At 44.4% G+C, this 10,324-nt stretch carries 15 protein-coding genes; 6 read left to right on the top strand and 9 right to left on the bottom strand.

The features are described 5' to 3' along the window. Window positions 1-869, top strand: an 869-nt coding sequence (locus VIP81_RS27635) for a tetratricopeptide repeat protein (RefSeq protein ID WP_331969067.1), incomplete at its 5' end; no start/stop codon positions are given. A gap of 86 nt (window positions 870-955) precedes the next feature. On the opposite strand, the gene VIP81_RS27630 is transcribed toward VIP81_RS27635, so the two are convergent. From VIP81_RS27630 to VIP81_RS27615, 4 genes are all read right to left on the bottom strand, one after another. After that, window positions 956-1,933, bottom strand: a complete 978-nt coding sequence (locus tag VIP81_RS27630) for a glycosyltransferase family 2 protein (RefSeq protein ID WP_331969065.1) — start codon at window positions 1,931-1,933, stop codon at window positions 956-958. A gap of 70 nt (window positions 1,934-2,003) precedes the next feature. Further along, on the bottom strand, window positions 2,004-2,744 hold the full coding sequence (locus tag VIP81_RS27625) for a hypothetical protein (RefSeq protein ID WP_331969062.1): 741 nt from the start codon (window positions 2,742-2,744) through the stop codon (window positions 2,004-2,006). An 80-nt stretch (window positions 2,745-2,824) separates the two neighbouring features. Beyond that, window positions 2,825-3,772, bottom strand: coding sequence for a polysaccharide deacetylase family protein (locus VIP81_RS27620; protein WP_331969059.1), 948 nt, complete (start codon window positions 3,770-3,772; stop codon window positions 2,825-2,827). Next, entirely contained in the window at window positions 3,772-4,170 is a 399-nt protein-coding gene (locus VIP81_RS27615; protein WP_331969056.1) for a DoxX family membrane protein, read from the bottom strand. Before VIP81_RS27615 ends, VIP81_RS27620 begins: the two co-directional genes overlap by 1 nt. Before the next feature lie 85 nt (window positions 4,171-4,255). Here VIP81_RS27615 and VIP81_RS27610 point away from each other — a divergent pair, with 85 nt between their 5' ends. Then, window positions 4,256-5,098: an AraC family transcriptional regulator gene (locus VIP81_RS27610; protein ID WP_331969053.1), complete on the top strand. Its 843-nt coding sequence runs from the start codon at window positions 4,256-4,258 to the stop codon at window positions 5,096-5,098. A 48-nt stretch (window positions 5,099-5,146) separates the two neighbouring features. Here the strand turns inward: VIP81_RS27610 and VIP81_RS27605 are convergent, their stop codons facing one another. Next, window positions 5,147-5,425 carry a hypothetical protein gene (locus VIP81_RS27605; protein ID WP_331969050.1) on the bottom strand — a complete coding sequence of 93 codons (279 nt, stop codon included), beginning with the start codon at window positions 5,423-5,425 and terminating at the stop codon, window positions 5,147-5,149. A gap of 146 nt (window positions 5,426-5,571) precedes the next feature. On the opposite strand from VIP81_RS27605, the gene VIP81_RS27600 reads away from it, so the two are divergent. Beyond that, entirely contained in the window at window positions 5,572-6,159 is a 588-nt protein-coding gene (locus VIP81_RS27600; protein ID WP_331969046.1) for an SMI1/KNR4 family protein, read from the top strand. Here the strand turns inward: VIP81_RS27600 and VIP81_RS27595 are convergent. Continuing rightward, window positions 6,147-7,142 (bottom strand): AraC family transcriptional regulator, encoded by a 996-nt coding sequence (locus VIP81_RS27595; protein ID WP_331969043.1) that lies wholly within the window; start codon window positions 7,140-7,142, stop codon window positions 6,147-6,149. The two genes, VIP81_RS27600 and VIP81_RS27595, sit on opposite strands and share 13 nt — an antisense overlap. A 143-nt stretch (window positions 7,143-7,285) precedes the next feature. On the opposite strand from VIP81_RS27595, the gene VIP81_RS27590 reads away from it, so the two are divergent. Further along, window positions 7,286-7,681: a nuclear transport factor 2 family protein gene (locus tag VIP81_RS27590; protein WP_331969040.1), complete on the top strand. Its 396-nt coding sequence runs from the start codon at window positions 7,286-7,288 to the stop codon at window positions 7,679-7,681. Between the two features lie 119 nt (window positions 7,682-7,800). On the opposite strand, the gene VIP81_RS27585 is transcribed toward VIP81_RS27590, so the two are convergent. Continuing rightward, window positions 7,801-8,424, bottom strand: a complete 624-nt coding sequence (locus VIP81_RS27585) for a hypothetical protein (protein ID WP_331969037.1) — start codon at window positions 8,422-8,424, stop codon at window positions 7,801-7,803. 197 nt (window positions 8,425-8,621) lie between these two features. Here VIP81_RS27585 and VIP81_RS27580 point away from each other — a divergent pair, with 197 nt between their 5' ends. Beyond that, window positions 8,622-8,930 carry a hypothetical protein gene (locus tag VIP81_RS27580; RefSeq protein ID WP_331969034.1) on the top strand — a complete coding sequence of 103 codons (309 nt, stop codon included), beginning with the start codon at window positions 8,622-8,624 and terminating at the stop codon, window positions 8,928-8,930. A 42-nt stretch (window positions 8,931-8,972) separates the two neighbouring features. Here VIP81_RS27580 and VIP81_RS27575 read toward each other — a convergent pair whose 3' ends face one another. Further along, window positions 8,973-9,509 (bottom strand): GNAT family protein, encoded by a 537-nt coding sequence (locus tag VIP81_RS27575; protein ID WP_331969031.1) that lies wholly within the window; start codon window positions 9,507-9,509, stop codon window positions 8,973-8,975. An 86-nt stretch (window positions 9,510-9,595) separates the two neighbouring features. Here VIP81_RS27575 and VIP81_RS27570 point away from each other — a divergent pair, with 86 nt between their 5' ends. Beyond that, window positions 9,596-9,922: a hypothetical protein gene (locus VIP81_RS27570; protein WP_331969028.1), complete on the top strand. Its 327-nt coding sequence runs from the start codon at window positions 9,596-9,598 to the stop codon at window positions 9,920-9,922. A 37-nt stretch (window positions 9,923-9,959) separates the two neighbouring features. Here the strand turns inward: VIP81_RS27570 and VIP81_RS27565 are convergent. Continuing rightward, the coding region (locus tag VIP81_RS27565; RefSeq protein ID WP_331969025.1) for an ABC transporter permease at window positions 9,960-10,324 on the bottom strand (365 nt) is incomplete at its 5' end.

The following is a 10,324-nucleotide window of genomic DNA, read 5'->3' as shown; positions in this document are numbered from 1 at the left end:
TTTGCAAATATCCTTCGATCCATATATCTTCATACACAAACTACCCTATGAAGCTACCTATAAAATTTCTCAGTGTGATATTAATCGCAATGTCTTCCTGTCAAACACCACAAACCATGAGCGCACAAGATAAATTCATTTTCAAAGACAGTTCCGGACATGTTATCAACGAAGCGGATCTGGAGAATATAACCGGTCAGGTGAATTATGAGCTACTCGATAAAAAGACAGTCTCCCCTGCAGCTGCAGCTTTGCACCAGGAAGCAAGAGTATTGGGTCAGGCGGGAAAGTATGATATGTCAATTATGAAGCTGGAACAGGCCATGACGCTGGAACCTGATTGGGCCTACCCTGTGTATGACCTGGCGTACACTTACTTATTGAAAGGCGATTTCGTCAACGCATTAAAATATTATAAACAGACGAATGCACTGAGACCTCAAGGTTTCTTCACCGTAAAAACAGCACTATATACCCTGGAAGGAGAAGAAAAAGGCATATTTCCCAAAGGGATGTATCTCGGTTATTTGCAGATAGAATGGGCAAATACTGACGGCGAAAAACTGGAATTAGCAAAAACGATCACTGAAAAAATATCTGATTTTGCCCCAGCTTGGAAAGAACTTGCCATTTTACAAACCAATAATGCCGAGAAAGAAAAAGCCATTGAACAGGGACTTTCCAAAAATCCCGATGCAGATACAAAAGGTATTTTATTGATCAACAAAGCCCTTCTTCTAAATGACCAGGGTAAGAAAGCCGCTGCAATTCAGCTATTGGGGGACCTTATTTTTTCACCTGATACCACGGTCGGAAATGTTGCTTTGGCAAAGTTTACCTTAAAGTCCATCACCGATGGCGTCAAATAGTTGAACCTAGGTAGGACTAAAATGCCATTTACTAAACATCATCACCATTTCCGGCTTTGCCAATCATGATGTAAAAATTTTCTGCTCTATGATTTCACCGGGTTCTCCTTCTTAAATTTCCGAATGGCCGAAATCATAGGATCATGGCCATTATCGGACGGAAGGAGATACTGTAACCTGCTTTTATAGAATGTTCTTTTTCCCCCTGAAGCACTCCACCTGCTTTTAAAAAAAGCGCCGATGGTACTTATTAATTTACGCAAAGGCCGATGATCGTATTTTCTTTGTAAGCGCAGGGCCATGCGGTATTTCTCCAGAACAACAGCAGATGCTGCAAAAGAACTCGCCAACCCTTCTCTATAACCTGGTTCCAGTCTGTTAGGCGTAATAAAATGACTAAAAATAAGATCTGAATGATAATATAATTTGTATCCGGCCAGTATCATCCGCATGGAGTATTCTGCATCTTCCACGGATAATGCTACGCCCTTTTGCCCGATTAACAGCGAAGGAAAATTATGATACATTTTTTTATACAGTGCTGTTCTGCTGCCCATTCCAGCGCCCCACAAATATTCACGTTTGGTGATATCGCCTGTTGCTACGCCCTGTTTACCTACCGCATAATCAGTAGATGCCTGCTCAAACCAGGCCGGCAAAGGTATGCCGCCGGTAGCTGCTACCCCTTGTCCTCCTACCGCACCGATGCGGGGATCACTTTCCAGGATATCATACATCGTTTCTACATACCGGGGGGCTAACCAGTTATCATCATCGCAGATAATAAAATATTCATAGCGGGCTTCTGAAATGGCGGTTTGCAAGGCATATAATTTTCCCGGCGTGCTTTCATATACTACGCGGAAGCTGCTTGCGGTGGTGGTATATTTATTCCATTCAGCGATGGCAACATGGCTGCTGCCGTCTGTGGAAGCATTGTCAACAAAAAGAACTTCCCATGCTATGGCTTTTGAAAACTGCTGCGCAGCAATATGTGCGATCGTTTCAGGAATTCTAAGACTACCATTGTAAGTGCATATAAGAATAGTAATGCCTTTTTCCATTTTTTATAAAGAGAAGTTTAATTGATCACAGACAAACGGCAAAATTATTGATTCTTACCGAAACGGCCTATTAAGCATTCATCTCCCAAAGATCCATTACCCACCCCAGTTTCATCAATATAGCCATTATTACAGCTGCAATCAGCAACAGCATAATCCATATGCTACGCTTGTAGGCTGCCGGAACATTTTTATTGCGCCAGGCTTTCACGAAACCCCAGACAAGCAATGCGATTAAGGCTACGCCGGCAACGATTACCACCGCTTTGTTTTCCACAAACCGCATTACCATCATCAATAGTATGGCAATAACGCCCGTGATCCATCCAAATCGTTCCAGGAGGGAACGCTGACTGCCTTCGGAAAAAGGCATGATGCGTGACAGTGCGGCCTCCAGTTCATCGGACCGTTCCATGCCGGCGGGTATCTGGATAATATCATATGCAGACATTCCCCTGATGGTGATCATGCCGACGCGATCTTTACTGATGCTGGAAATTTCCAGCCGGTTCAGCGCCAGTTCGGGAGTGTCTTCCTGTGTTCTGATAATCGTGTCTTCATTTATTGTTATGGAGAAGCTATCAAATAATTTTCTTCTCTTCTTCAAACCATTGTAGATACCTACTCCTACTGCCACCAGCATGATAGGAATGGTAATGAGCAAGGTATCTTTATCAAACCCCTGCTCTGTTGTTCTGAAATTCGCTGCCAGTACCACCATTACGCCGAGCAGCATTACCGGAATAAATCTGGTGAGGGCTTGTTTTCTGATAATGGCAAAGCCTTCGGGTTGTGTTTTAAATACGTTCATAGCCTGAGATATCACCCCAACAAAATAATATAATATTCATTGCAAATGAAAAAGACAGGAACCATGTCCTGTCTTTTTAGCTATTCTCTGATCGTTTGTTTATCTGCCAACGCCATTTTTGCGATATCATCTTTTCGTTTAAATACTACGCCCGGATGTTGTTTCATGTAAGCAAACAGCTCGCTGGTAGCCTTTACCAGCTGCGGCGTACCGCCTATGCGATCATGAAAACTAATAGACATCATGCGTCGGCGGCGTGCAGACTCTTCATACAGCTGATCAAATTCCATTTTTACCTGTTGCAGAAACTGATCGGAAGAAAACCATTGTCCGGCTACCAGTTGAATATCGTTGCAGCGTAAAGTGTAGGGCACTACTACAAAATCAATATTATTCACTTTGGTGATAAAGGGTTCATCGCGGCTCAGGTCATCGATATGATACAGAAATCCAAGCTCCTGCAATATGGTGAGGGTATTGTCTCCGCGGCGCATCCAGTTGGCATTATAACCTACGGGGGTAACGCCAGTGGCCTTTTTCACCGCTTCCATTCCTTCCCGTATGAATTTCTTTTCTTCTTCATACGGCAACATGTATTGCGATGACCAGTCGCGGCCATGTGCGGCGGCTTCATGTCCCCGTTGTACAATTTCTCTGGCCAGGGCAGGGTTCTTTTCTACGGCACTACCCACCATATGGGAGGTTACCTTGATGCCATGTTTGTCCCAGTTGTCCAGCATACGTGGTATACCTTCCTTGTAGCCGTATTCGTACCAGGTGTTAGCGGGCAGGTCTTTATATCCTTTGAGCATATTTTGCGGGAAGGGGCTTTCAGGATGCTCTTCCGGTTGTCCGCCGGCTTCGAACTGCATAGATACGGATACAACCAGTCGGGAGCCGTCTGCCCAGCCGGGGCTGGATGTGGGCGCCGGATGATGGGCCGGTTGCGCCATCACCGCGCCGGGATTCACCATACCAGCCAATCCAACGAGGCCGGCTGTTTTCAGGAATTCTTTTCTTGTAGCCATTATTTTTTTATGAGATGATCAACAGCAATGGTGTTGTATTGAATAAAAGCCAGTAACCCGGCGAAGAAAACGGCATGAATGAGCTGCGAAGGGATGGCATCCCAGTTTTCTATCATAGCGGTACCGAATAACAGCGCAATCATTACCAAGCCGCCGCCAATAAGGGATACACGGGTGAATAAGCCCAGGATGAGTAGTAAGCCAATGATGAATTCCGCAATGGGTAATACATAACTGAAAGGCACTACCAGCAGGTCTGGCAGCATGGATTTTTCAAAACTCTTTACCATCCAGGCGCTGAAGCCATTTAGTTTCGGGAGTCGGACCAGGCCGTGACCAAACATACTGGCGGCTACCGACAGGCGGAGCAAAAAGAATACAATCGCATTATTTTCCATTTGTATGAATTTATGTAGCAAAGATCAATCGGAATCCAGCAAATAAAATTGTACATTTTTAGGATCATTCTGTACTTTTGCAAGTATGCTACAAGAGAACTTATATCAGCCTTTTGAGATTGAATACCGGGAATGCAGTGAATGCCCGATAGATCCTCATAAGCACAATTTTTTTGAACTGGTGTATATTGTGGAAGGCAGTGGCATGCAATGTGTCAACAAAAATCAGTTGCCTTATAGTCCGGGTAAACTGTTCCTGGTGATGCCGCAGGACTGTCACTCTTTTGATGTAAAGGAAAGTACGAAATTCTTCTTCATCCGCTTCAATAACATCTACCTTCAAAATCAGCAAAAAGAATGGATACAGCAGCTGGAGTTCATTTTCCAGAATACCAATCATATGCCGGGCTGTATTTTAAAGAACAAAAACGATAAGCCCCTGGTAAAGTCGCTGGTAGAAGCGCTGATCCGGGAGCTGGTAAATCAGCAGCCCTATCACCGGGAAATGGCCCAACAGATCGTGAATACCATGATCATGGTCATTGCCAGAAATATATTGCTGCAAATGCCGGAACAGCCCAAACATCCGGCTAAGCAGGATGCCTCCCTGAATATACTGCATTATATACACGAAAATATCTATTCACCGGAGAAGCTGCGCGCAGAGCAGATTGCGGCAAACTTTAACATTTCTCCTACTTATCTGAGTGAGTATTTTAAGCGTAATAATGGCGATAGCCTGCAACAGTATATTACACAGTATAAGTTAAAGCTGGTGGAAACAAGGCTGCAGTACAGCAGCATGCGGGTAGGAGAAATTGCAGATGAGCTGGGCTTTACAGACGAAAGTCACCTGAACAGGATGTTTAAAAAATACAGGGGGATCAATCCTTCGGCCTATAGGAAAGAGCTACAGGCGACAGCATAAAAAAGCGCCCGTTGTAAACGGACGCTTTTTAAAATTACTTCGTTGTTACTATTCTTCGTCTTCTTCTTCACCGTCATCTTCCAGCCACTCCATGTAAGAGAAATACCATTCTTCGAGCTGTTCCAGCAGTTCCTGTTTCTTTTCCGGTGCGTTTTTATAGAACTCTTCTACATTGTCAATTTCGTGAACGATATCAATGTAGGCAGTTTCTTCGTCTTCTTCTACGCGTTTGGCGAAGAAGCGGGGTTTTTCGGTATGAAAAATATATTCATTTTCCGGATCTGTTACAGGATCGTCTGCAATCAGAAATTTAGGTAACTGTACCATAGAGGAGTTATTTACTTTTAATGATGTTGTACTCTTTTCAAGAGCTACAAAATTATTGATAATTACCTTACAAAAAACATCTGCCAAGAATGAATAAATTTATAGATAAAATTTCACATCTTTATAGTCGTTAAAACCCATACCATATGCAGCAATATTGGATCAGATGGGAGAACTGGATGCAACAGCATGCCCCAAGACTGCTTAACATCCTTCATCCCGGCGTTACCTTTGAGGCGGTGGAGTCACTTGAAAAACTAATAGGAACGGCCATGCCGGCCTCTTTCAAAGCATTTTATTCCATACACAACGGACAGCAGAAAGCCAGGGCAGGACTGGTAGATGCGGATCAGTTGCTGGGCGTGGAAGACATTATTGTACAATGGCATCATTGGAAAGACCTGCTGGATGCCGGCACCTTTACCTGGCATGATGAGCCTATCCTGGCTACCCCCGACACCGGTATCAAAAGCGACTGGTGGAATCCTTTGTGGATACCGTTTACCAGCGATGGCTTCGGCAACCACCTTTGTATTGACCTGGACCCGGCACCGGAAGGCAGGCGTGGTCAGATCATCACACTGTGGCATGACGACAGTCACCGCGCCATTGCAGCTAATTCCTTTGAGGAATGGCTGCAGGATTATATCGCTGCCCTGGAAAAAGGAGAATATATTTTTGTGAAGAAATGGGGCATCGTACACAAGGATACCTTCCTGAACTATAACGACTGATAATTAACCGGCGTACTACCCGTCCACCGCTTAAAAGCCCTGGTAAACGCACTCAACTCATTATAGCCAAGCATCCACGAAATATCTTTCAACGGATAATTACCGGAAGATATGTAATACACCGCCAATGAACGTCTTACAGCATCCGCAATATCCTGATATTTTACGCCTTCTTCCTTTAGTTTCCGCTGCAAGCTGCGCGGACTGATATTGAAGTTAGCCGCCATATCATTCAGCGAGGAAACACCGAGGTAAGAATTAGCCAGCAGATAATTATAGATCCTTGTTTGCAGCGCCTGTGGCTGCGCTGCGGGCTGGGGCATACTGCTGACCTTTTGCAGCAATAGGCTCTGTAATTCATAATTGGCCGTTAAAAGCGGCTCGTCCCAATATTTGATATCAAATACCAACACATACTCTCCGGCCCGTTTTGAGGGCTTACAACGAAAAACACGTTCATATTCCACCGGATCAGGTACTGAATACGCCAAACGGACGGCCTGCGGTACAATTTTCTCCAACAGTAATCCATCCAGTTCATGAATCACCATTACCAGCAGTAAATCTATTAATTGCCGGAAAGCATAGGGCGGCGTAGCGCCGTAATCTTTCGCCGGCAACAGTTTTACCGTAAAACTTTTAGCGGCCCGGTGTATTTCTATCCGGCACTCGTCTGTAACCAGGTGAGTGAGTGCCGCTGCATGCGTTAAGGCATCGCCTGCCGTGGCACTACTTTGTATAATTTCTCCTACCGTTCCCAACGCCGCCGGTTGCAATGCTTCGCCAAAATGAAGCCCAAACAACGGATCATTGGTTAACCTGCTGGCATTTAACCACAGGTCCTGCAATTGCTGCGCAGTAATGGGCGCCGCATTTTTCCGCTTCAATGCCGCCAGATCAATACCCGCCAGCTTACATAACTGGGTGGCATCCACATCCCGCTGCACCGCATAAGCAATCATACTTAATACCAGCTGTTTCATACTATAAAGATATCCATCTCCCGGTTCACAAAAAACAAGTTGTCGCCAAATGGTAAGTAAATGTCGTGTTAAGATAAATGATAAAGTACAGCCCCGAAGTAACTTTGCATTATCAATTTATCAACAAACAAAAAATTATAAAAATGGAAAAGCAAACATTACAGGTCGTTACTGAATTTGTACACGCAGTTCAACAGGTAAACCTGGAAAAATTAGGCGCTTTATTACATCCCGATATCAGTTGGGAACAGCCAGGCTGCAATCGTTTCTCCGGCACTAAAAAATCCAGCGGAGAAGTATTCCAGATGGTGGGTGGTATGTTTGAAGTATCACAAAATACCATGTCATTGGCCGATATCAAAACTATTGCTGTTAATGGCGATCAGGCTTCTGTAGTCCTCACCTGGAAAGCCAGCAGACCCGGTGCGGAATTACATACGGATAACGTGGACGTATATACGGTGAAAGAAGGGAAAATTGTAGCGGCTAAAATATATGCAGCGGATATACAACAGGAAGATATTTTCTGGGGGAATTAATATCAACACATCGCTGCTAATTACACAGATTATTCACGGGCAACACCTTCCGGGCTACGGGCAGCCTGGGAGGTTTTTTATTGGCGGCAATGTTTGGGAAATCAGGCCAGTGATGGCCGTCACGAGGGCCGTTTTTTCTTTAAAAATTTATTGATTAAATGCCGGCCGGAATAATAAACCGGGTCATAATCAATTTTTTCGAAAATAGTTTTCCTTTCTACTATGCTAACTGTTCCGACAACCATGTTTCTGTATGCATGTTGGCATGCTCCGGTTATAACGACTTCAGGCAAAGAGCGGATTTCGGAAGAAGTAGTATCAGGTAGAGATGCCGCCCCAACAGACGATGTCGTATCTTTCAACAGGGTACTGCCAGCAGAGGATGCGGGAACACGCTCCGTCTGCACAATCGGCGCGGAAATATTTTTTTCTGCCTGAACGGTCGTAGCCACACCCGCCGCCAGGCCCGCTGTGAGAACCATAGCGGGTACGAACCGATTACGCGCAGGCACTGCCGACAGGATTTTCCTGTCCAGCTGATCATCGGAAAATCTGCCACAAACAGGCCCCTTACTGTTATTGATAACAGCAACAATTGCAGCATCTGATAATATGGAGAAATCAACTACCGTTTTATTACAGCTACTACAGTGCCTTCCGGCCGCAGTGCGGGTCATTTGACTCCAGTTCTCATAGCATGGTGTAGGAACAGATAGATACAGACCTTTATTCGTTGACTTCATAGGTATCGGGTTACCGGACATGAATATACGAAAATAAAATGGTTCCCCATAGGGGGAAAATCCCCGGTTCGCCACAGCAATGCAGCAAAAACCATATTTGTAAAAAACTGACTGTCATAAAACAATCGATATGGCATTATTGTTGGTTTTACCTCCCAAACAGGCAATCATTTTATTAAACATAAAAAAGCAACAAAATGAAAACTCCAATGCATATCACAAAATTTTTATTTGCTGCCGCGCTGGGCGCGGTTATTTCACTGGCTGGACAGCACGCCTTTGCACAAGGTATCGACAGTACTGCTAAAAAAGTAGGTAACAAAACTGCTTCTATCGCTGTAAAAGGAACCTCCTCCATAACAGATAAAGTATACAAAGACAAGGAAGGGCCGAATGGTGAAACAGTTTACATCAACAAGAAAGACCAGAAATATATTGTAGACGAAAAGGGAAAGAAAGTGTATCTGAAGAAATCAGAAATACATGATAAGAAGAAGAAAGACTAGTTTTTTCCATCTGAAGAATAAAAAAGGCCGGAACAGGGAAACCTACCGGCCTTTTTGCTGCCGGTAATCTTCTTCCAAAATAGCATACATAAAATTATCCGACCATTGGCCTCTGATAGGTAATACCTTCCGCTTACGCCCCTCCCGCTGCATACCAGCCTTCTCCAATACCCGCGCAGAGCCGATATTATCTACCGCACAACCTGCTTCCACCCTATGCAGTTGCAAATCTTCAAAGGCATATTGCAGCAATCCTTCCACAGCTTCCGTAGCGAAACCCTTTCCCCAATACGCCACATCGAACTTATACCAGATTTCTGCACTACTAAAACGGGATGCTTTAAAAACCATGGCAGCCAACCCGATAAATTCGCGTGTATCCATCAACGTTATACTCCATACTTTTTGCATCAAATCATTGCACCAACCATTTACTACCTCAGTAGTAACGGCGATAGATCCGGGGATGCCCAATGTATTATATTCATCCGTTTCCGGCATACTATGCAGCCGGTGAATAACCGGGATATCTGCTGCTGTTACCGGCTGTAACAACAAGCGTTGCGTACTTAATTCCATGTTAAGAAAATGCTGGAAAATGAGACTTCCATCTTTACAAGATAGTAATTGTTACGTATATTCATGGTGTCGTTAAATACCCGCTTATGCAACTCACACCAGGCACTTGCTACAAGATCAATACCCGCACCATTGCTGCGCTGCAACAATTTGGAGAATACGAGTTTGTAGTGGCTGTGATTCACGCCAATGATACGTCGGACAGCGTAGTATTTGAGTTCAGAAAAATACTGGGCGCCACTTCCAATGAACAGGAAATTGCCACACAGCAAGCCGTAGAAACGCATGCAGACGGGTTTTCCCTGGAAGACATCACCGGAAAACCATTAAACCTGGTACAATTCGAAAAAGAAAGTGCTTTCAGAAAATGGATGGAAGAAGGCGTCGCCACCTTATGCGATTGTAATTTGTAATCGCTGCCACGCGCTGTTGACAATGAAAAAATCCGCATTACTCATACCGCAATGCCTCAATAGGATCCAGTCGTGATGCAGCCTGCGCCGGGTAGTAGCCAAAAAACACCCCTGTAAATGCGCACACTACAAAAGACAAAATAATAGAAGATTCAGACACCATCGTAGGCCAACCCAATGTTAGCGTAATCACCTTGGCAGATGTAATACCGAGTACCACTCCGATTAATCCACCGGTAATACTGATGATAATTGCCTCTACCAGGAATTGTAATAAAATATCAATGCCGCGCGCACCAATAGACATGCGCAACCCTATTTCACGGGTTCGTTCTGTGACAGAGACATACATGATATTCATGATACCGATACCTCCTATCACAAGGGAAATACCGGCAATAG

It is taken from the genome of Chitinophaga sp., from assembly GCF_036566945.1.
In the GTDB taxonomy this organism is placed as follows: domain Bacteria; phylum Bacteroidota; class Bacteroidia; order Chitinophagales; family Chitinophagaceae; genus Chitinophaga.
This window is presented reverse-complemented; position numbering and strand designations above follow the sequence as displayed.

Bases quoted from the DNA above. Each gene is read 5' to 3' on its own strand.
- VIP81_RS27630 (WP_331969065.1), bottom strand. From the start codon at position 1,933: ATGGAAAAAGGCATTACTATTCTTATATGCACTTACAATGGTAGTCTT.
- VIP81_RS27625 (WP_331969062.1), bottom strand. From the start codon at position 2,744: ATGAACGTATTTAAAACACAACCCGAAGGCTTTGCCATTATCAGAAAA.
- VIP81_RS27620 (WP_331969059.1), bottom strand. From the start codon at position 3,772: ATGGCTACAAGAAAAGAATTCCTGAAAACAGCCGGCCTCGTTGGATTG.
- VIP81_RS27615 (WP_331969056.1), bottom strand. From the start codon at position 4,170: ATGGAAAATAATGCGATTGTATTCTTTTTGCTCCGCCTGTCGGTAGCC.
- VIP81_RS27610 (WP_331969053.1), top strand. From the start codon at position 4,256: ATGCTACAAGAGAACTTATATCAGCCTTTTGAGATTGAATACCGGGAA.
- VIP81_RS27605 (WP_331969050.1), bottom strand. From the start codon at position 5,425: ATGGTACAGTTACCTAAATTTCTGATTGCAGACGATCCTGTAACAGAT.
- VIP81_RS27600 (WP_331969046.1), top strand. From the start codon at position 5,572: ATGCAGCAATATTGGATCAGATGGGAGAACTGGATGCAACAGCATGCC.
- VIP81_RS27595 (WP_331969043.1), bottom strand. From the start codon at position 7,142: ATGAAACAGCTGGTATTAAGTATGATTGCTTATGCGGTGCAGCGGGAT.
- VIP81_RS27590 (WP_331969040.1), top strand. From the start codon at position 7,286: ATGGAAAAGCAAACATTACAGGTCGTTACTGAATTTGTACACGCAGTT.
- VIP81_RS27585 (WP_331969037.1), bottom strand. From the start codon at position 8,424: ATGAAGTCAACGAATAAAGGTCTGTATCTATCTGTTCCTACACCATGC.
- VIP81_RS27580 (WP_331969034.1), top strand. From the start codon at position 8,622: ATGAAAACTCCAATGCATATCACAAAATTTTTATTTGCTGCCGCGCTG.
- VIP81_RS27575 (WP_331969031.1), bottom strand. From the start codon at position 9,509: ATGGAATTAAGTACGCAACGCTTGTTGTTACAGCCGGTAACAGCAGCA.
- VIP81_RS27570 (WP_331969028.1), top strand. From the start codon at position 9,596: ATGCAACTCACACCAGGCACTTGCTACAAGATCAATACCCGCACCATT.